The organism is Polaromonas aquatica, from assembly GCF_042659145.1.
In the GTDB taxonomy this organism is placed as follows: domain Bacteria; phylum Pseudomonadota; class Gammaproteobacteria; order Burkholderiales; family Burkholderiaceae_C; genus Polaromonas; species Polaromonas aquatica.
This window is the reverse complement of record NZ_JBHSRS010000077.1, coordinates 23279-44220: the sequence shown is the minus strand read 5'-3', so window position 1 is coordinate 44220 and position 20942 is coordinate 23279. Positions and strand designations below refer to the sequence as shown.

At 62.1% G+C, this 20942-nt stretch carries 19 protein-coding genes; 2 read left to right on the top strand and 17 right to left on the bottom strand.

The window, feature by feature from the left end; genetic code table 11:
• Position 1: 1 nt before the first annotated feature.
• The 8 genes from ACFQND_RS14445 to ACFQND_RS14410 all read right to left on the bottom strand — a co-directional run bounded on the left by ACFQND_RS14445 (position 2) and on the right by ACFQND_RS14410 (position 8631).
• A complete protein-coding gene (locus tag ACFQND_RS14445) occupies positions 2-1180 on the bottom strand; it encodes an aromatic ring-hydroxylating oxygenase subunit alpha (protein WP_377413983.1) in 1179 nt (392 codons plus the stop codon).
• 225 nt (positions 1181-1405) lie between these two features.
• Positions 1406-2059 (bottom strand): carboxymuconolactone decarboxylase family protein, encoded by a 654-nt coding sequence (locus ACFQND_RS14440; protein ID WP_371435901.1) that lies wholly within the window; start codon positions 2057-2059, stop codon positions 1406-1408.
• Between the two features lie 59 nt (positions 2060-2118).
• Positions 2119-3762 carry a flavin-containing monooxygenase gene (locus ACFQND_RS14435; RefSeq protein WP_377413980.1) on the bottom strand — a complete coding sequence of 548 codons (1644 nt, stop codon included), beginning with the start codon at positions 3760-3762 and terminating at the stop codon, positions 2119-2121.
• Positions 3763-3792: 30 nt separating this feature from the next.
• Positions 3793-4563 (bottom strand): enoyl-CoA hydratase-related protein, encoded by a 771-nt coding sequence (locus ACFQND_RS14430; protein WP_377413977.1) that lies wholly within the window; start codon positions 4561-4563, stop codon positions 3793-3795.
• A 6-nt stretch (positions 4564-4569) separates the two neighbouring features.
• Positions 4570-5442: an enoyl-CoA hydratase/isomerase family protein gene (locus ACFQND_RS14425; RefSeq protein WP_377413974.1), complete on the bottom strand. Its 873-nt coding sequence runs from the start codon at positions 5440-5442 to the stop codon at positions 4570-4572.
• Between the two features lies 1 nt (position 5443).
• A complete protein-coding gene (locus ACFQND_RS14420) occupies positions 5444-5911 on the bottom strand; it encodes a nuclear transport factor 2 family protein (protein WP_371438265.1) in 468 nt (155 codons plus the stop codon).
• 228 nt (positions 5912-6139) lie between these two features.
• The gene (locus ACFQND_RS14415; protein WP_371438264.1) at positions 6140-7801 is read right to left on the bottom strand and encodes a class I adenylate-forming enzyme family protein; all 1662 of its coding nucleotides are present in this window, start codon (positions 7799-7801) and stop codon (positions 6140-6142) included.
• Between the two features lie 161 nt (positions 7802-7962).
• A complete protein-coding gene (locus ACFQND_RS14410; protein WP_371438263.1) occupies positions 7963-8631 on the bottom strand; it encodes a TetR/AcrR family transcriptional regulator in 669 nt (222 codons plus the stop codon).
• 235 nt (positions 8632-8866) lie between these two features.
• Between ACFQND_RS14410 and ACFQND_RS14405 the strand changes: the two genes are divergently transcribed.
• Both ACFQND_RS14405 and ACFQND_RS14400 read left to right on the top strand, forming a co-directional pair.
• The gene (locus tag ACFQND_RS14405) at positions 8867-10000 is read left to right on the top strand and encodes a hypothetical protein (protein ID WP_371438262.1); all 1134 of its coding nucleotides are present in this window, start codon (positions 8867-8869) and stop codon (positions 9998-10000) included.
• 20 nt (positions 10001-10020) lie between these two features.
• Positions 10021-10818, top strand: a complete 798-nt coding sequence (locus ACFQND_RS14400) for an SDR family oxidoreductase (protein ID WP_377413970.1) — start codon at positions 10021-10023, stop codon at positions 10816-10818.
• Positions 10819-10960: 142 nt separating this feature from the next.
• Here ACFQND_RS14400 and ACFQND_RS14395 read toward each other — a convergent pair whose 3' ends face one another.
• The 9 genes from ACFQND_RS14395 to ACFQND_RS14355 form a co-directional block, all read right to left on the bottom strand.
• Entirely contained in the window at positions 10961-11440 is a 480-nt protein-coding gene (locus tag ACFQND_RS14395) for a MarR family winged helix-turn-helix transcriptional regulator (protein ID WP_371438260.1), read from the bottom strand.
• Positions 11437-12210, bottom strand: a complete 774-nt coding sequence (locus tag ACFQND_RS14390; RefSeq protein WP_371438259.1) for an ABC transporter ATP-binding protein — start codon at positions 12208-12210, stop codon at positions 11437-11439. Before ACFQND_RS14390 ends, ACFQND_RS14395 begins: the two co-directional genes overlap by 4 nt.
• Before the next feature lie 2 nt (positions 12211-12212).
• Positions 12213-13982, bottom strand: coding sequence for a branched-chain amino acid ABC transporter ATP-binding protein/permease (locus ACFQND_RS14385; RefSeq protein WP_371438258.1), 1770 nt, complete (start codon positions 13980-13982; stop codon positions 12213-12215).
• Position 13983: 1 nt separating this feature from the next.
• On the bottom strand, positions 13984-15024 hold the full coding sequence (locus tag ACFQND_RS14380; RefSeq protein WP_371438257.1) for a branched-chain amino acid ABC transporter permease: 1041 nt from the start codon (positions 15022-15024) through the stop codon (positions 13984-13986).
• A gap of 152 nt (positions 15025-15176) precedes the next feature.
• The gene (locus ACFQND_RS14375; RefSeq protein ID WP_371438256.1) at positions 15177-16310 is read right to left on the bottom strand and encodes an ABC transporter substrate-binding protein; all 1134 of its coding nucleotides are present in this window, start codon (positions 16308-16310) and stop codon (positions 15177-15179) included.
• A 40-nt stretch (positions 16311-16350) separates the two neighbouring features.
• Positions 16351-16770, bottom strand: coding sequence for an acyl-CoA thioesterase (locus ACFQND_RS14370; RefSeq protein WP_371438255.1), 420 nt, complete (start codon positions 16768-16770; stop codon positions 16351-16353).
• A gap of 114 nt (positions 16771-16884) precedes the next feature.
• Positions 16885-18135 carry a thiolase family protein gene (locus ACFQND_RS14365; RefSeq protein WP_371438254.1) on the bottom strand — a complete coding sequence of 417 codons (1251 nt, stop codon included), beginning with the start codon at positions 18133-18135 and terminating at the stop codon, positions 16885-16887.
• Between the two features lie 10 nt (positions 18136-18145).
• Positions 18146-20056: a feruloyl-CoA synthase gene (locus ACFQND_RS14360; protein ID WP_371438253.1), complete on the bottom strand. Its 1911-nt coding sequence runs from the start codon at positions 20054-20056 to the stop codon at positions 18146-18148.
• 47 nt (positions 20057-20103) lie between these two features.
• Entirely contained in the window at positions 20104-20877 is a 774-nt protein-coding gene (locus ACFQND_RS14355) for a crotonase/enoyl-CoA hydratase family protein (RefSeq protein ID WP_371438252.1), read from the bottom strand.
• Positions 20878-20942: the final 65 nt, after the last annotated feature.

The following is a 20942-nucleotide window of genomic DNA, read 5'->3' as shown; positions in this document are numbered from 1 at the left end:
TTTATGACGGTTGCGATAACGGCTGTCGCGACGCTTCGCCTATGCACTGCGCCAGCTGGCCATGAAAATGCTGCAGGCCGGGCTCGTTGCGGCCGAAAACGATGCGGTTGCCGGGAACGGCATGTATGGAGTTCTGTATACCTTTGGAGACTGCCCAGTCTTCAGCGACTACCGTGCCCGTCATGATGTTCCAGTTGCGACTCCACTTGTCCCTGAACTCGGCTTGTGCCATTTCCTTTGTCGTGATGGACTGCACATGCGTCAGGCATTTGTCCGGCTGCCCTGCCGGAAAAGACGTCCAGCACTCGAAGTGGTCGCCCTGCCACACCAGCACCGTGTTGGGGAAGATCATGTAGTTGACGGCGAAGTGTTTGATCAGCTCCATCGTCTCAAGATGCGCCTTGGGCTGGCCGCGCAGCTTGTCAAACGAGGCCCGAACACCGACCATGCGCCCGTGCGGGCCAAAGGCCTGGAACGGGGAGTGGTTGCCGTGAAAGTAGGGGGCAATGCTCTTGGCATGCAGGGCCGAAAAGTGATAGACCTCCAGGAAGCCGTCGAGGACAAACTTCCAGTTGATGTCAGCGGGCATGAAGGCCTCGCGCTCCATCACCAGATCCGCCGGCTTGTAGCAGGCGAGTTCGGCATCGAGCGCACCCAGATGGGCGGCGACATCTATGGAGGCGCCCGGTGTGGCCACGACCCAGATAAAGCCATGGCGCTCTTCACACGGCAACTGCTGCAGGCCGTATTGGGCCTTGTCGATGTTGGGGAAGGCTTCCTGCCGGGGAATGCCGCGCAGGCCGCCGTCGGTCTTGAAGGTCCATGCGTGATAGGGGCAAACAAAAGCCCTGCGATTGCCTTCTCCCTGTGCACACAGGCGGGTGCCGCGATGGGTACAGATATTTAGCATGGCGCGCGCCGAGCCGTCTTCCTGACGCACGATGAGCAGAGGCAAGCCAGTGGCATCATGGGTGAAGTAGTCGCCGGGCGCCTTGATTTTGGAACTGTGCCCCACGATCACCGGGTGGCTGCGCAGCACCTGCTGCTCCTTCGCCAGCCAGGCCGGATCGGCATAGTTGCTGGCGTTCTGGGGCGCTTCTTTTTCCCACATTGCTGTGGTTCCGTTGTCCATGAAGCCTTCGACTTCAGTGACGATGGCGTCAAGCGTTGCCCTGTCCATAACGATTGCCTCTTCTTTTCAGTGATCAGTTGATAAAGCTCTCAACACATTCCCGGACCGGCCCACTCGGCGGCATGAGAAATTTGGTGCCATGAATGTGATTGTCAAACAGAATTTTTTAATCGTCAACACTTGTGTTGATGAATCTTCTCGGGGTGAACCCTTGGTGAAACCCTTGTGCCGTCATGGCTTAACGTGCAATTTTTAGTCCCCGTACAAGCGGCATCACGCAACGCCCGGATGCTCTGGTGCTGCGGCCGCAATCTCCAGCGCCTTCATCACCATGATGCGCCCTGCGCCCAGCTTCATCGCATTGCCCAGGTGCAGGCGCATGCCCGGCAGGAAACGATGTGTGGGCGTGGCATCTACCGCCAGTGAAATCAGCTCCTTGGTCAGGACCGGCAGGTGAGCGGACTTCCAGGGCACCGCACAGTAACGAAAAAATGCATCGAAACCCTGGGGAGAAGCCTTGAGCAGGGTTGCCAGAAACCCCGGCACCTCACGTTCAAATTCCTGCCAATAACCACCCGTCCCTATCCACTTTTCCCAAAGCTGCTGGCGCGTCTCGTCAAGCGGTGGTGCTGCGCTTGCTGCATCTGAAGCCACCGACAGACTGTTGACCAGTCGTGTGCCCTCAAACAATGAATGCACGCCCAGCCCCGACACCAGCAGCACCACTTCATGCAACTGGCCGGTACTGGCGCCCAGGTCCATTGCCAGCCGGGCATGGTGGCGGGCACCTTCGCTGTCCAGCGTGGTCACCGATATACGCACCGCAAACGCAATCAGCGCGCAGGACAAATCGTCCAGCACCGGACCTGCATCTGCTGCCTGCATCAGCCGCGCGGCCTCTTTGCGTATGTCTGACAGTGTGACCATGGTTGGCGTGTGAATGAATGAGTGGGTAAATAACCGGGTATTGGGGCTGCGCCGCAGTCTTATCTCAGGACAAAACCTTCATAGTCCCTGGAGGCAATGTCCTCGCAGAACTTGCGGTACTCGGGGCCTCCGGCGACATGCACCATGGCACGCCGGGTCTGTGTGCCGTCCGGGTGGTTCTTGACCTTGACCCACCATGCATCGGCCTCGGTCAGCAGGGTCTTGGAAAAGTCTTCGTACACCTGTTGGGTCCATTTGTCCTGCGCTTCTTCCAGCGGCTCGGAATAGACCAGCTTGTGGTCACGCATATAACCCAGCATACGGCTCACCCACTCCACCTGCAAACCGCCGCAGACGCCGACATTGCAGAAGGTGGCGCCGTTGTGCGGGCCAACAAGCGTGAAGAAGTTGGGGAACTTGCGGACCTGCAAACCGAGGTAAGTCAGAGGGCCATCGTCCCAGGTCTGCTTGAGAGGCTCGCCGCCACGGCCGCGAATGTCGATCAGGTCCAGCGAGCCGGTGACCGCATCAAAGCCTGTGGCATAGACGATGACGTCCAGGTCGTAGGTCTTGTCGCCCACCTGCAGGCCCGTGGGCGTGACGCGGGTGATGGGCGTCTCGCGCACATCGACCAGCTTCACATTGGGCTGGTTGTAGACCTCGTAGTAATAGGTCTCCATGGGTACACGCTTGGTGCCGAAGGGGTGATCCTTGGGAATCAGCTTTTCAGCCGTCGCCGGGTCCTTGACGCGCTGGCGTATCTTGTTGGCAATGAATTCGGCCAGGTAGTTGTTGGACGCCTTGCTGGTCAGCAAATCCCTGTAGCCCGACAGCCAGATGCCATAACCGGGCATGTCATACAAGGATTCAAACAGCTCTTGCCGTTCTTCGGGCGTGGTCTGGCTGCCCTTCTTCATGTTGCGCTCGTACGGAAAGCCTGTGGGCGTGGACGATACAAAGGCCAGTATCTTTTCGTACTCGCTGCGCAGCTTGACCATCTCGTCTTCGGTGATGGGCGTGTTACCCAGCGGTGTGCACCAGTTCGGCGAGCGCTGGAAGACGACAAGCTCCTTTGCCGACTTTGCGACGATGGGGATCACCTGCACGCCGGTGGCGCCGGTGCCGATCACGCCCACACGCTTGTTGCTGAAATCGATCTGCTGCGCGCCGTTCGGGTCGGACGGGTCACGCGGCCAGCGCGAGGTGTGAAAGGACTCGCCCTTGAAGTCTTCTATGCCTGCGATGTTGGGCATGCGGGTGGCTGACAGCGGGCCGACGGCAGAAATCAGGTAACGGCACGAGACCTCGCTGCCATCGTCAAGGCCCAGGTCCCACATGTCGGTGGACTCGTTGAAATGCGCCCTGCTGACACGGGTGTTGAACTGGTAGTCCTTGCGGATATCCATCTTGTCGGCTGCATAGTTGCAGTAGCGCAGCATGGTCGGCTGGCTGGCGAAACGCTCGGTCCACGTCCACTCGGGCATGATGCCCTTGAGGCCGAAGTAGCCGTAGGCATAACTCTCCGTGTCCAGCCGGCAGCCCGGGTAGCGGTTCCAGTACCAGGTCCCGCCCACATTGCTGGAGCCGTCATAGCCCTGGACGGAAAACCCCATCTCGCGCAACACATAGGTCTGGTACATGCCCGTGATGCCTGCGCCTATGACAACGGCATCCACACTGCGGGCTTCAACTTTTTTCAACATCTGGAAATCTCCATGACTGGGGTCAGCGCCTTAGCGGCCCTGCCACTGGGGCTTGCGTTTTTCGGCGAAGGCCTTGCGGCCTTCAAGCCTGTCGGCGGTAAAGGCATAGGCTTCGATCGGCTCATAACGGGTAGCCAGCGCCACATCCAGAGGCATGTCCAGGCGGGACAGCACGGCAGCCTTGGCTGCCTGCGCCGCCAGCGGGGATGCAGCACACAATTTTTCAGTCCAGCGCTGGGCGGCAGCCATCAGGTCTGCCGGCTCAACCACCTCGTTCACCAACCCAAAGGTCAGCGCGTCCTTCACCGGCATCCGTTCGCCAGTCAGGATCATGGTCATGGCGATGCGGTGTGGCAACTGGCGGATGGCGCGATGCATGATGCCGGATTCACCCATGATGCCGGCCTTGGTTTCAGGCATGCCGAACTGGGTGTTGCTGGCGGCCACCATGACGTCGGCACACATGACCATCTCGAAACCACCGCCCAGCACATAACCATGCACCGCAGCCACCAGCGGTTTTTTAAGCGTCAACAGGGGGCCACCTACACCTGTAAGGCCGCCGCCAAAAGCGATCCGGCTGGTCGGCTCAGCGTCGCCGCTCACATCGGCGCCGGCGCAGAAAGCTTTTTCACCTTCGGCCGACAGAACGGCCACCCAGATGTCGGGGTCGTTGTTGATCTCCGTCCATGCATCATGGAGGAGGTGGTTCATTTCGCCCGTGATGGCGTTGAGCGATTTGGGCCGGTTCAACCGGACATGGGCCACATGACCTTCGCGTGAAAACTCTACATCTGCCATGAATATCTACTCCTGTGTCTTTCGGTAAGTCTCGGGGGCCGGCGCGGTCAGCGGCGTGCTCGGCGGTGAACGGTAAGCTGCGATGGCGTCCTTCATGCCGACTTCGCCGATCCACTTGCGAAGCTCCAGCACTGACGGTGTCATGTGCAGCAGCGCATCCATCTCGGCCACCGACGCGCCCGCTTCGCGAAAGCCGCAGGCTTCTGCTGCGCGATTGATGGACAGCTTCTTGATACGCAGCACGGCCGGCGGCGTCTTGGCAATGCGGTGCGCGAGGAACTCCACCGCAGACACCAGCTCTTCAGCCGGTACGCTGTGGTTGGCCCAACCCCATTCGACGGCAGTAGGGCCGTCTATGCTGTTGCCGGGTATGAAGGACATTTCCTTGGCGCGTTTGGGCCCGACCAGCGGCGTCCACACCGGGGCGATGTAACCACCGCCTATGGGCAGCGTCGGCTCGCTGATGCGCGCGTCATTCGCAACAATGGTGATGTCGGCATACACGCATATTTGCGTGGCACCTGCCGCGCAGTAACCGTGCACGGCGGCAATGACGGGTTTAGGATGATCCCAGATGGCCAGGTAACGTTCGAGGTTGCGGCGCAGCCGGTCCCGGTCGGCCACCGGGTCATCGGAGTTGCCCACCTTGCCATATTGACCCATGTCGTAACCGGAGGAGAAGCCGCGGCCCTCGCCTCGTATGGCGATGACCGCGCCGCCTTCTGCCTCCAGCCGCTTGAGTGCGTCGCTGAATTCATCAAGCAGTTCGGTGGACAGGGCGTTGGCCCTGTCCGGACGGTTCAATATCAGCCACGTCAGCGGGCCCGCATGCTCGATGCGGATCGTGTTGTAGCTGAAGGGCCTGGTGGAGTTGTCCATTTCAGGCGCGTCCGATGGGAACGCACTCCTTGACATGGAAGTCCTTGTGCCCCGTGACGCGCAGTTCACGGCGCTTGAACTTCCACTCGCCATTCACACGCACCACCACGTCGTGGTACTGGCCGTAGACATGGGAGTCGGGCCGCTCGCGCGTGTAGCGGTGCCAGGCGTACAGCACGGCGCGCGTATGCGCTTCGTCATTGCTCTTGAAGTCATGGACGATATTGGAGACATGGTGGCTGGTGCCCACGAAGTAAGTGCCTATGCCCTCCAGTGTCTTGGCATAAGCCTCACGGCCGACGGCGCCGAAGTTGGGGCCGTAGATCACCTCGCAGTCCTCGACAAAGAGGTTCACCAGCTCCTGCGGATGGTTCATGTCCAGGTGATACGCGTAATCAAAAATCAGTTTGTTGATGGCCTCGATGTCCATCAGGCGCTGCACGCCGGAGTCTTGCGATGTGATGCTCATTGGATTGGATTCCTATTTGTCAACATGAGTGTTGATAATAGGCATGGCCGTTATTCGTGTCAACACATCTGTTGAAAATATCGGCGACAATCCACCAAGCATCCGGGTTTCTACTGATTGGTTCGGGACCGGAAACGCCATCCGGCGCGCATTGCGTGTGAGGAATGGCAAGGGCTATACAAGCCCGCGCAGCATGCAGGAGCCCCCGTAAAGCCTCGTCAGGCTTGGTCAGGCCTTGGGGGTATTTACGGATTCGGACAGGCGCAGGCGCAGGCGCAGGCCACGCTTGTCGATTTTGGTCAGGGACATGGGCCAGTCGCCGGGTGCCACGAAGTGAACTTCACGCGGAACCTTGTAGTTGGCGATACGGCCCCTGCAGAAATCGATCAGCTGCTCTGCAGTGAGTTCAGCGCCTTCATGCAGTTCGATGAACGCTACCGGCACTTCGTCGAGCCGGGCGTCGGGCTTGCCCACCACCTCGGCGATGCGCACGGCCGGGTGCTGGCTCAGGTAGGACTCCACCTCAACGACGGCGACGTTTTCACCGCCCACCTTGAGCATGTCCTTGAGCCTGCCGTTAAAGACGAGGTCGCCGTCTTCCGTCCCGACGTAAAGGTCACCGGTATGCAGCCAGCCTTCGGCATCCAGCGTGGCAGCCGTTTTCTCGGGGTCCTTGTAGTAGCCGCTCATGACGCAATAGCCGCGTACCCAGATCTCGCCGACCTCGCCTGGCCGGCTTTCTTCACCGGTTTGCGGATCCACCAGGCGTACCTGCATGCCGGGGTAGACCTTGCCCTGTGTGTTGGCGCGCGCCTTCGCGCTGTCGTCAGGCGCGCTGAGGCCGAAGATGCCTGCGGTCTCGGTCATGCCGCAGCCCTGGATGATTTCTGCTCCCGGGAAACGCGCCTGCACGCGCTCGACCAATGCGCCGGCAGCGATCAGCACAATGCGTTTCAGGTGCGGCAGGCTTGCGGCGTCAAAACCCGGTTGCTCCATCAAGCCCAGCACGATGGCGGGAAACCAGGGCCAGATGGTGGTGGCTTTGCCGTCCCGTATCAATGCGAGGGCGCGCGGGGCGTCGTAATACAGGTCGGTGGTGTAGGTCATGCCCGCACCCCAGGCGCCTATGGCAGGCCCCAGCGAGCCGATATGAAACAGCGGCCCGGCGCCCCAGTGCACATCGTTGCCACCGCAGGCCAGCCGGAACTGCGCACGCTCGACCGGGCCGCGCGACAGCGCCTCGTGCGAGAGCATGCAGCCCTTGGGATTGGCCGTGGTGCCCGAGGTGTAGATGATGATGGCCGTGTCGCGCAGGCTGACCTGCTTGCCCAGCGCCTGCACACGCGAGACCGCAACGCTTTCTGCAGCCGACGCAAACGCCTGCGGGGCCATGCAACCTGGCCGGGCAGCGCCGCGCAACAGGACCACACGCCTGAGCATGGGCGCCTGGGGCAAGGCAATATCCGCACCGGCGGGGGTATCTGCCAGCCCCGGCAGCGCATCACACAGCAGGGCTGCAAAGTTGACGTGTGCGTCTTCATCCGCCTCGGTGAGCACGGCCACCAGGTCTGCATTGCGCACGATATAGGCCAGCTCGGTCGACTTGTGCCGCACGTTGAGCGGCACCACAACCGCGCCCATCAGCGCAATGCCGAAAAATGCCCGGACAAAGTCCACGCTGTTCGACGCCAGCAGCCCAACGTGCTCGCCCGGCTGCACGCCCTGCGCGAGCAGCCCGCGCGCCACGCGCATGGCACCCTCCAGCAACTGCGAATAGGTCGCGCGTGATTCAGGGAAAACCAGTGCGTCCCGGTCGGGACTGCGGCTTGCGCTTTTGACCAGCAGGTCGCCCAGTGGCGAAACCTCGGTCCAGGGGCTGGATGTCAACATGTCGGGCGCTTCTTCAGCTTCATTAGGTTAAGGACTTGAGTGCCGCACAACACACCGCACGCGCAACTCTACCGTTGGGCGGCAGGATACGTGGCGGCACGGCATTCGTCAACACCTGAGTTGATAAGGACGGGTAAGCCACTGCCTCCTTTCAGCCCCGTTTAGCTTTTGGCGCGCGCCGGTTGCGGATTCATGCCGTTGAAGAAGATTTCACAAAAGCCGGCTGCAATCTCCTTCGCACCGCGCTTGCCGCCCGGCTTGAACCAGCGGTGCGTCCAGTTGAGCATGCCGAAAAGGGCATTGACCGAAATGCTGGCCGGTATGTCGCTGCGGAGTATGCCTTCGGCCATGCCTTCCTCGACGAGCTTCATGAAGATGGTTTCCCAGCGGCGCGTGTGGCGCGACATGGCCAGCGCCCACTCCGACGTATCACCGTCGACCTGGTGCATTTCTTCCTGGATGTAGACATACATGTGCGGGTAGTGCTCTTCATAGGAACACATCAGAGCTTCGACGAGCTGCATCAGCTTTTGCCTGGCGTCGAGCTCCTTGGACCGGAAGATGCGCTGTGCCTTGGCGGCGTTCTTGTTGACGAGGTCCTGAACCGCTTCGCGGAACAGCTCCTCCTTGCTGCCGACGTAGTAATACACCGTGGCACGGTCCACGCCGGCGACTTCGGCGACATGGGCCAGCGTGGTGGACTTGTAGCCGCGCTCCCTGAACAGGCGGGAGGCCGCCTTGACGATCTCATCGCGCTTGACCTTGTAGTCCGCGCTGCCGTCCGACAGGGCCGACTTGCGGCGGCGGGCAATGTTGCTGCCATTTTCCATGGTGATGTTCGTCTTTATGGTACTTCTCAAAGCCGCGGTGCGCGGCGACGTCTCGTGTGCATTATGGATGAAACAGGGTGTTTTATCGATGCCGCATAGCGCCAACACCAAGTCAACATTATTGTTGACAATGACGCAAGCTTACATCAAACTGCCGGACAGGAGAGTGGCCGCCAGGCCCTCCAGTGGAGACACCGCACATGACAGTTCACCGCAGACCCGGCCGGAAGGCGCCATGAAAACCGCACTCCTGGTGGGGGGCACCGCAGCCACGGGCATTGCCATTTCGGCAGAGCTGCGCGCCCGCGGCTTTGAGGTCACCATTTACCACCGGGGCCTGCATGAGCTCCCGGAACTGTCTGACATGGAACACATCCATGGCGACCCGCACCACGAAACCACCATAGACCGCGACCTGGCGGGCCGCCGCTGGGACGTGACCGTGGCAACCTATGGCCGCATACGCCACCTGGCCGCCGCGATGCGGGACCGCACCGGTCACTTTGTGTCAATCAGCGGCACGCCGGTTGTCGGCATGCAGCCGGGCGTTCCCATGCGTGAAGACTTCCCCTGCGAAACGGCGCAGCACGCGCCCGCGGGCCTGCGGGGTCTGCTACCGAAAATTGCGCAGACAGAAGAGGTTGTGCTGGCCGCCCATGCTCGCGGGGATTTCGCAGGGACCGTGGTGCGCTATCCCTATGTCTACGGCCCGCACGCCGTCGTTCCGCTGGAGTGGCACGTGATCCGGCGTGTGCTGGACGGCCGCCGCCGGTGGATATACCAGGGTGCCGGCCTCGCCCTGCAAGGCCGCTGCGCATCGCCCAACGCAGCCCGGCTGGTCGGCCTGGTGCTGGACCAGCCGCAGCTCGCGGGCGGCGAGATATACCACGCTGCCGACACCCGCCAGTACACGCTGCGCGAATGGGTTGAAATGGTTGGCGGCGCCATGAACCATCCGTTCCAGCCGGTCGACATCCCTGCTGCGATCTGTGCCCTGGGTCGTTCCGCCGTTCCCATGGCCGGGGAATACAACTGGGTACGCGCAACGGATGTGGATGCAGGGCGCCTGCGGCATTCGCTGGTCAGCAACGAAAAAGCCCGGGTGCAGCTCGGCTATGAAGATGCCGTGGCGCCCGCCGACTGGATTCGTGAAACCGTGGCGCACTGGCTGAAGTCGCCGCCGCTGGCCGACGGGCTGTCCGGCCGGCTCGGCCCGGACGATTTCGACTATGCAGCAGAAGACCGCCTGCTCGCCTGGTGGGACGCGGCCTGCGCCCAGGCGCCGGACTGCAGCAAGCCACTGGTCCGCTCGCATCCCTATGACCACCCGGCCCAGCCAGAGCAAACTGCGCCGCCGGCCCAACACTGACACAACCCGAGACCAGACCAATGAAGATGGAAAACAAGGTAGCCGTGCTGACCGGTGCTGGCAATGGCATAGGCGAGGCACTGGCAAAACGCATGGCTGCTGCCGGCGCACGAGGTGTGCTGGTGAGCGACATCAGCGAATCCGATGCACAGCGGGTGGCGGCCGATATTGTTGCGGCGGGTGGCCGGGCATTCGGCGTGGCCGCCGATGTGTCAAGCGAGGCGGCCATAAAGCGGCTCGTTGAAACGGCCGAATCCCGCTTCGGGCCGGTAGACCTGTTTTGCTCCAACGCCGGCATCGTCGATGAAGGCGGGGCAGATGCGCCCGACAGCAAATGGGAGCGGTCCTGGAACATCAACGTCATGGCCCATGTGTTTGCGGCCCGCGCAGTGCTGCCCGGCATGCTGGCACGTGGCAGCGGCTACCTGCTCAGCACCTGTTCGGCGGCCGGCCTGCTGACCAGCCCCGGCGCAGCGCCCTATGCGGTGACAAAACACGCGGCCATTGCGCTCGCCGAGTGGCTGTCCATCACACACGGCGATGCAGGCATAAGAGTCAGTGTGATCTGCCCGCAGGCCGTGCGCACAAAATTGCTGGAAGACTCGATCAGCTCGGGCAACGCTGCATCAGATGCGTTTGCGAAGGTTGGCAAACTGCTGGAGCCCGACGAAGTGGCGGCCTGCGTCATGAAGGGCCTGGAAGATGAAATCTTTTTGATCCTGCCGCACCCCGAAGTGCAGGGGTTTGCCGAGCGCAAAGTGGCCAATATTGACCGCTGGCTGGCTGGCATGCGGAAATTCCTGACCCGACAGGCTTGAAGCGACTGGCTGGGGTTTGAATGCACTGGTGGTTTTCAGGCATCAAACCGGGCTTCGGGCCAATAGACACTGTCGGAATTAGCTATCTTATTAATGGCGATCGGGAGCATGTTCCGGACTGCTGGAGCCCGAATACAGGTACCTACAAATAGATTTTCTGCAGAAGACGCATCAACGTCTTTTTTTCCGTGGCGCTCAACTTCTGCGTCACGTCGTCTTCCAGCGCGGTAGCGGTGCGCTCGGCATCCGCCATCAGTTTTGCGCCGGTCTCGGTCAGGTAAAGGCCAACGGCGCGGCCGTCTTGCGGGTGTGGCCTGCGACTGACGAGTTCGCGCTTTTCCATGATGCTGATCTTGCCGACCAGGTTGGGCGGCAGGATGCCGAGCACCCCGCATAGCTGGCGCGAGGTGATTCCGGGGTTGTGCGTGATCAGCGACAGGATGGAAAAATCCACGTGCCTGAGTTCATACACCGCCATGCGTTTGGTAAATAGCTCAATCACCTTGAGCGAAGCACGCGTGGCGTTGTAACCCATCAGGGTTTCAAGATAGGAAGTGTCTACCTCATCCACGGCGGGAACAGGTTCGGGGATGACAGAAATGGGACTTTCAGGCGCTTTCATGCAGCGATGCTACCTGCGCCCGGGATCTCAGCTTTTTTTCGCGCCGCGCCCAGATAGGTGTCTATCACGCGAGGATCAACAGCCAGCTCCGCCGCAGGGCCGTGCAGGCCGATGCCGCCCATTTCAAGCACATAGGCGTAGTCCGCCACCGCCAGCGCAGCACGCGCATTTTGCTCGACCAGGACAATCGTGACACCGGTTTTGCGCAGCTCGTTGATGATGCCGAAGATCTCGCGCACCACCAGCGGTGCCAGGCCCAGGCTGGGCTCGTCGAGCATCAGCAGGCTGGGGCGCGACATCAGCGAACGGCCGACGGCCAGCATCTGGCGTTCGCCGCCGGACAAGGTGCCGGCCAGCTGGTGCCGGCGCTCCTTGAGGCGGGGAAACAGCTGGTACACGTCATCGATGCGGTCACGCCACTGCGCATTGCGCAAACGCATCTGGCGGAAACCGCCCAGCACCAGGTTGTCTTCCACCGGCATGCTGCCGAACAGTTCGCGTTTTTCGGGTACCAGCGCAATGCCCAGCATGACACGCTCTTCCAGCGTCAGTGCACCCAGGTCCTCGCCATTGAATGCCATCGCGCCGCGCCCGGGCAGTATGCCCATCAGGGTATTGAGCAGGGTGGATTTGCCTGCGCCGTTCGGGCCTATGACCGTGACCACGCTGCCCTTGTCGGCTTTCAGCTCAATGCCATGCAGCACCTCGGCCTCGCCGTAGCCGGCGCGCAGGCCGCTCACATGAAGAAGGGGGGAGTTCATGCCAGTCATCCTCAATGTTCCGTACCCAGGTAGGCTGCACGCACCGCGGGGCTTTGCTGGACCTCTGCCGGCGTGCCCTCCATCAGGTGGGTGCCGAACTCCATCACCACCAGGTGGTCGCAGACGTCCATGACCAGGTCCATGTCGTGCTCGACCAGCAGGATGCTCACGCCCTCGCTCCGCAGCTGGCGCAGCACATCGGCCAGGGCCTGTTTTTCCTTGTGGCGCAGGCCGGCGGCCGGCTCGTCCAGCAGCAGCAGGGCCGGGTCGCTGCACAGCGCACGGGCGATTTCCATCAGGCGCTGCGGGCCCATGGCCAGGTTGCCGGCCTGCTCATGCAGGCTGGCGCCCATGCCAACACGTTCCAGCTGGCGCTGTGCCTCGCGCATCAGTTGCCGCTCTTCCTGGCGGTTCAGGCCGGTCATCGCGGACACCACGCCCTTGCCGCCGCGCAGGTGCGCACCGAGCGCCACGTTCTCCAGCACCGTCATGTCGGGAATCATGCGCACATGCTGGAAGGTGCGCGAGATACCCCGTCGCGCGATCTCGCGCGAGCGCTGCCCGCTGATGGTTTCACCGCAAAAAACCACCTTGCCGCTGGTCAGTCGCAGCAGGCCGGTGACCAGGTTGAAGGTCGTCGACTTGCCTGCGCCATTCGGGCCTATCAGCCCCAGGATCTGACCGGCATGCAGCTTGAAGCTGATGTCGTTCACCGCCACCAGGCCGCCAAATTCCTTGCGTATGGACTGCACGTCAAGAACCAGTTCACCGGCAGCGGGCTTGCGGCGTTCGGGCAGTGCGGCAGCGTCGGCCCAGTCCATGCTGCGCGGCGGGCGCGGCAGCCGGCTCTCGACCAGGGACCACAAGCCGCTGGGCAGGTACTTGAGAACAATGACCAGCACCATGCCAAACACGATGATTTCATAACTGCCGCTGGTGCCTATCAGCCAGGGCAGCAATACCTGCAACTGGTCCTCCAGCAGCTTGGTCAGCAGCGCGCCGGTGATGGCGCCCCAGACATAACCCACACCGCCGACCACCGTCATGAACAGGTACTCGATGCCCATCTTCAGGCCAAATGGCGAGGGGTTGACCGAGTGCTGGTAATGCGCATACAGCCAGCCCGAGACAGAGGCCAGCAGCGCGGCAATGATGAAGATAACGATCTTGTAGCGCAGCGTGTTCACGCCCATGGCTTCGGCCATTTGTGTCCCGGTGCGCAGCGCGCGCATGGCGCGACCCGGGCGCGAGTCCAGCAGGCGGATGACGGCCAGCGCGGCCAGCACCACGATGAACCAGGTCAGCGCAAAAAAGCCGCGGCCCTGCCCGACCTCCATGCCGAACAGGGACAGGCCAGGCACACCCAGCAGGCCGTCGTATTTTCCCAGCGCATCAAGGTTGCTCATGAGGTAATACAGCGACAGGCCCCAGGCAATGGTGGCCAGCGGCAGGTAATGGCCCGACATGCGCAAGGTGATGCCGCCAACAATCAGCGCCGACACGCCGGTGATGGCCAGGCCGGCCAGCAGTCCCAGCCACGGCGACAGGCCGGTATTGAGTGTGACCCAGGCAGTGGCGTAGGCGCCTATGCCGACAAACGCCGCCTGGCCAAACGAGGTCAGCCCGGCGATCCCGGTCAACAACACCAGGCCCAGGCACACCAGGCTGTACAGGCCTATGTAGTTGAGCTGGGTGATCCAGAAATCGGGCAGCGGTGCCACTGCGATGACGGCCAGTACGATCACCAGCGCCAGCAAGCCATAACGTCGTGCCAGCAGCATGTCAGTGCTCCTCGTCCGAAGGGCCGCTGCGCAGGGAGCGCCACAGCAGCACCGGCAGGATCAGGGTAAACACGATCACCTCCTTGAAGGCGCTGGCCCAGAAGGAGCCGAAGGCCTCGATGACACCGACAAACAGGGCCCCGAACAGCGCCCCCGGGTAGCTGGACAGCCCGGCGATCACGGCGGCCACAAAACCTTTGAGGCCAATGAGGAAACCTGAGTCGTAAAACACCGTGGTGGTCGGGCCTATCAGCAGGCCCGACAAGGCACCTATCAGGGCGGCCATGGCAAACGTCAGTTGCCCTGAGGTCTGCGACGAAATCCCCATAAGCCGCGCGCCCAGCCGGTTCACGGCGGTGGCGCGCAAGGCCTTGCCCAGCAGCGAGCGCTCAAAAAACAGCCAGAGCAAGGTGATCAGCGCCAGCGAGGCCGCAAAAATAATGATGGCCTGGCCCGACAGCGTGACCGGGCCCAGAGCCAGGCGCAGTTCCCAGAAGGACTGGTTGCGAAAACCCTCGGCGCCAAAAAACAGCAGGCCCAGACCCGTCATGGCAAAGTGCACGCCGACGGAAACAATCAGCAGCACCAGCGGTGTTGCATCGGCCAGCGACTGGTAGGCCACACGGTAAACCAGCGGGCCGAACGCAGTCACCAGCACCACACTCAACAGGGCCTGCACGCCCAGCGGAAATTGATGCGGTGCGGCCCAGGCCGTCAACCCTGCCAGCAACGCCGGGGCGACAAAGGTCTTGAGGCCGGCCTTCAGCGCCAGCGGCAGGCGGCGATGCCGCAGCCAGGCGCTGCGCATGTCCATCAACGCGGCAACGCCCGCCAGGATCAACAGCAGCCAGACCGTTCCGGGCACCTTGCCGGTCTGCAAAATGGCCAGCGTCAACGCACCATAGGCCACGAACTCACCCTGCGGGATAAAGATGACCCGCGTGACCGTGAACACCAGCACGGTGGCCAGCCCCAGCAGCGCGTAAATCGCGCCGTTGGTCAGGCCGTCCAGCAGCAGGATGCTGGCGATCGATGAATCCATGTTCGGAAACCCTGGTAGAGGAAAAATAAAGCCCGCATGCGGGACGGCTTTTTCAAGCCGCCCCGTGTGTCATGCAAAAAATTGCTTGCCCCGCATCCACATCATTCGTGAATGCGAAGCCGACAAAGTGCACGGATGATCTGGACCCGGGATTACTCCATTTTCCAGTCGCCGTTGACCACCTTGACAATCACGCCGGTCTCATTGGTGTAACCCCAGTGGTCGTCCCTGGTCCAGTTCATGACGCCGTGGGCGAAGTTGGTGCGGCCCATGGTTTCGATCGCATCACGCAAGGCGATGCGGAATTCCTTTGTGCCGGGTTTGGCTTTTTTCATCGCCAGCGGCACGGCTTTCTCAAGCACGATCAGGGCGTCATACGAGTGACCGGCAAACTGGTTGCGGCTGCCTGCGCCATAAACTTTTTCGTACTTCTGCACAAAGTCCATCGCCAGCTTTTTCGAAGGGTGGCTCTCAGGCAGTTGCTCGGGTGCAATCACCGGACCGGACACCACGTAGGTGCCCTCCACCGCCTTGCCGCCCACGCGCATCAGGTCCTTGGTTGCGGCTGCATGGGTCTGGTAGATCTTGCCTTTGAAGCCGCGCTCGACCACGGCCATTTCCGGCATGGCTGCACCGCTGCCGGAGGCCACGATCAGCATCGCATCGGGGTTCGCGGAAACCAGCTTCAGGGCCTGCGCAGTCACGCTGGTGTCGGTACGGGCAAAGCGCTCGGTGGCCACCACCTTGATGCCGGCTTTCTCGGCAATCGGGGTGAAGTCTTTCAGCCAGCCTTCGCCGTAGGCATCGGTGTACCCCAGGAAGCCGACGGTCTTGACGCCCTGCTTTTTCATGTGTTCCACCACGGCATGGGACATGACCGCGTTCGATTGCGGCAAGCGGAAACTCCAGGTGTCCTTGCCGGGCGGCAACTGTGCGGGCGAGGCTATCAGTTGCGGCGTCTGGCCTTCGGCAGCCACTTCCGCCATTGCAATCGCCACCGGCGTGGCAGCAGAGCCGAGGATCAGGTCGACCTTGTCTTCGGTCACAAAACGGCGGGCGTTCTTGACGCCGTTGGTCGGGTCGGTTGCGTCGTCGAGCACGATGACCTTGAGTTTTTCGCCGGCAACGGTTTGTGGCCAGAGCGCGAGCTGGTTTTTCATCGGGATGCCGAGCCCGGACGCTGGCCCGGTCAACGGCAGGCTGACGCCTATCGTGAGGTCCGCGTGCGCAGCGCCGGCCATCAGCATGGCAGCAGCTGTGGCGAGAAGGGTCTTTACGATTTTCATGCTTTGTCTCCTATGGGTTTTATGAACGGGAACGGAAAAATCAGCTGCACAGGACCCGGATATCCTCCGGTACCGGAATCGCCTTGATGCGGTCCGGATCACCCGGTACCCGCATGCAGAAGGCGCGCACTTCGGTGCCCTCGCAAATCAGGTCATCTCCGCGTTTCACGACATGGCGCTGCACAAACACCTTGTCGCGCCACTCGTCCACGCTGGTGTGGATTTGCAGCATTTCGCCGTAGACGGCGGGCCGGCTGAACTTGGTGTTGATTTCAAGCAACGGCGTGCCGATGATGCCGGTGGTCTTGACCAGTTCACGCCAGGGCGGCACGCCGCACTTGACAAAAAAATTCAGCGACGAGGCATCCATCCACCTTGAGAAATTCGGAAAAAAAACAATCCCGGCCGGATCGCAATCACCAAAGGTTACCGGGACTTCGTAGACAACGGTTTTGCTCACGGCTGGATTTCCCCCGTGTCATGGCAGCATGCAATATTGCTACTGTTTTGATAGCTGGTTGCGCGCATTCCTGCTTGGCTACGGGCCATTTTTATTCTCAAAAAGGGCTTCATGTCAGTTGATTTCCGGGTTTTCAAGCAGCAGGGCAATGCCCTGGCCGCCGCCCACACAGGCCGACGAGATGCCGTAACGCATACCGGCGCGATGCATTTCGCGCGCCACCGTGATGGTCAGGCGCACACCCGTTGCGGCCAGCGGATGGCCCAGTGCAATGGCGCCGCCGTTGACGTTGAGCCGCGTCATGTCCAGCCCCAGCTCGCGCGCCACGGCCAGGGTCTGCGCGCCCTGTGCCTCGTTGATCTCAAAACGGCCGATCTGGTCCAGCGTCAGGCCGCAGCGCTGCAGCAGCAGGCGGATCGCCGGTGCCGGGCCTATGCCCATGATTTCGGGCGGCACACCCACGACTGCGGCGGCCACTACGCGGGCCAGCGGCTTCTTTGCATGGGCCTTGACGTAGCTGCCCGAGGCCACAACGGCAGCGGCAGCGGCATCGACCAGCGCCGAACTGTTGCCGCCGGTCTGCACGCCGCCTTCATAAACGGGTTTGAGCCTGGCGAGCACCTCCACCGGCGAAAGGCGCGCATGGGTGTCCTGCGCCACTTCGGTGAGCTTGCCCTGCAGCCGTATGCCGCGTGATGCGTAACCCGCGAGCTCGAACTTCTCGGTGACCACAGGCACGATCTCGCCGGCATGAAAGCCTGACGCCTGCGCCGCAACCGCCTTGGCAAAAGAGTGGGATGCAAACTCGTCCACCTGCTCGCGTGTGATGCCGTATTTTTTGGCCAGGTTTTCGGCCGTCTGGATCATGTTGATGCCGGCGGCCGAGTCCTTGAGCGCTTCCCACATGAAGTCCTTGAACCCCACGGGCGCACCCAGCTTGAAGCCGGTGCGGTGGTCAAAGGCCGCGATCGGGTTGCGTGTCATGCTTTCCGCGCCCACCACCAGCGCCACGTCGGCAGCGCCACTCTGGATTTGCTCACCGGCCTGGCGGAACAATTCAAACCCTGTACCGCAGATGCGCTGCACCATGATGGCCGGCACCTCCACCGGCACACCTGCATACAGGCCGATATGACGCGGCACCATGAACTGGTCAAAGTCGCCGGGCGCCATGTTGCCGGCAATCACGGAATCGATGTCGCCGGCGCTGACACCGGCGCGTTGCAGCGCACCGCGCGCGGCCTTGATGCCCAGGTCGGTCGGTGAAATATGGCCGAGGGCACCGCAGTAATCAACCATGGGCGTGCGCACGCCGTCGATGATCCAGATGTCCTTGAACGCGGAGAAAAATCCTTTGGCTTGCATGGTGTGAACTTCAGTGTGCGGGTTTAAGAATGGGTTGCGCCGTGCCGTCGTGCAGCCCGCTCACCAGCGCCTCGCGGTGCATCAGCACAGCACGCTGGTTGATGGAGCCCTTGTCGGTGACTTCGCCCTTGTCGAGTGAAGGCGGCTCGTGCATCAGGTGCAGGCGCGCTATGCGGTTGGCGCTGCCGGTGGAAGCCGCAGCGAGTTCATCCAGCACTTTCTGGAAGTGCGCCATGACCGGCGCGCTGTCCAGCGCCTGCCGCAGCGGCACATCCGGGTCGAGCCCGGCCAGCACACGCACGGCGGGTGTGGGGAATACCAGCGCACCGACCTCATTGAGGTTGATGCCGGTCAACACCACGTCCTGCACATAGGGCGCACCCGCCGCAATGATTTTGGCGCGCAGCGGCCCGACACTGACAAAGGTCCCTGTGGCCAGCTTGAAATCCTCGGCAATGCGGCCGTCGAACTTCAGGCCCTGGTGAATGTCGGCATCATTGATGAATTTGACCGCGTCGCCGGTGCAGAAAAAACCTTCTTCGTCGAAGGCTTCCTGCGTGGCCTCGGGCGAGCGCCAGTAGCCTGGCGTGACGTTGGGGCCGCGGTAACGCACCTCGGTCTTGCCGCCGGTCGGCACCAGCTTGAGCTGTATGCCGGGCGCCGGCACGCCGATGTCGCCGGCCTTGACATTCGGGCTGGTGACAAACACGGCAAAGGGCGCGGACTCCGTCATGCCCAGGCCTGTGCCCATGACGATCCGTTCGCCGATCTCGGCCTCCTGCGTGGCATGCAGGCTGTCCCAGATGGGTTGCGCGAGCCCGGCACCCGAGTAGAAAAACATGCGCACTTTCGACAGCAGCGTCTTGCGCAGCTGTGCATCGGTCTGCATGGCGTTGGCAATTGCCTCAAAGCCGGTAGGCACATTGAAGTACAGGGTTGGTGCGACTTCACGCAGGTTGCGCAGGGTCTCGCCCATCAGGGCAGGCGTGGGTTTGCCGTCGTCGATGTAAAGCGTGCCGCCGTTGTAAATCGTCAGGCCGACGTTGTGGTTGCCGCCGAAGGTATGGTTCCAGGGCAGCCAGTCGACCAGCACCGGCCCGCCAGTTTCAGCCTGCTCCGCCAGCACCGGCATGGACTGGCGCATCTGCTGCTGGTTAGCGCACCACATGCGATGTGTGTTGATCACGGCCTTGGGCAGCTTGGTCGAGCCCGAGGTAAAAAGGAATTTGACAATGGTGTCCGGGCCCGTGGCCTGCATGGCAACATCGACCTGCGGTGTGGCCACGGTCTGCAGCAGCGCATCAAACGAGCTTGTGGCCCGGTCCTCCAGCGCGCCCTCATGGAGCACGACTTCAACGTCATGCCCCACCGTCGTCTGGATAGCCTTGCCGTAACGCGCCGCATCGGTGGCAAATACAAGGCCGGGTGTCAGTGTCTTGAGGATGTGCCGCAACTTGCCGTAGTCGCCACCCATCAGGCTGTAGGCTGGCGATGCGGGGCAATAAGGGATGCCTGCGTAGATGCAGGCCATTGCCATCTTGGCGTGTTCCAGGCTGTTCTCGCTCAGGATCACCACCGGGCGTTCAGCATTCAGGCCGCGGTCCAGCAGGGCCTGCCCCAGCGCACGCGCGGCCGCCAGCGCCTGGCCGTAACTCAGGTGTTGCCAGTCGCCCAGGCTGCCATCTGCAAGCTTGCGGCGGCGCGCCAGGAAGCTGTGCGCCGGGGTGGTTTGCGCCCAGTGCAAAAAGCGGTCCGTCATGCGTGCGGCGTAAGCCGCCAGTGCCTGGTCGGCTTCGATGTAACGGCACCCGTTCTGTCCGGCGCCCAGGGCAATGCGCGTCACACCAAAGGCCAGGGGCCGGTATTTGGGTGAAGGCGCGGTGGCAGGCGCAGCTGTCGCAGCATTCATGGTCGTGCTCATGGTCCGGTTCGGGTCAGTGTTGGCTGTCGGGTTTGCAGGATTGGCAATCAGGCTTTTTTGACCTTGGCGGCCTTGCCTTCCAGAAAGGCCTTCACTCGGCTTTTGGCCTCGGGCGCGCTTTGCGCCACAGCAGCCATCAGGGCCTCGGTGAAAAAGCCCTGGTCTGCCGGCTGCTCGGCAATGCGCGGCAGCGCGTGCATCAGCGCGTAGTTGGTCAGCGGCGCGTTTTGCGCAACACGCTGGGCCAGTTCCAGCGCCTTGTCAAAAGCTTCGCCCTGAGGCACCAGGTATTGCGCGAGGCCTATGCGCTCGCCGTCCTGCGCGTTGTAGACGCGGCCGGTCAGCATCATGTCCGTCATGCGCGCGGCGCCTATCAGGCGCGGGATGCGTACCGCACCGCCGCCGCCCACAAAAATGCCGCGCGAACCCTCGGGCAAGGCGTAAAAGGTGCTTTCGTCTGCAACACGTATGTGGCAGGCGCTCGCCAGTTCCAGGCCACCGCCAACCACCGCACCGTGCAGGGCGGCAATCACGGGCACCGGGCCGTACTGCACGCGCTCAAGCGCGGCATGCCACATGCGCGAGTGGTGCAGGCCCTGGCCGGCATCGCGCTCCTTGAGTTCACTCAGGTCCAGGCCGGCGCAGAAGTGCTCGCCTTCGCCGCAAAGCACGGCAGCCCTGGCCTCCCCGGGCAGGTTTTCAAGCTGGTCCCGCAGGGCAAGGATCAGGGCGTCGCCCAGCGCATTGCGCTTGGCGGGGCGTGACAGGCGGATCACGGCAATATCGCCGCGCATTTCGAAGTGGAGATCTTTGTTGGTCATGTGGCGCTTTCCGATAGGGCTGATTATGGTTATATGTAATAACCATTACAACGAGGTAAAAGCAC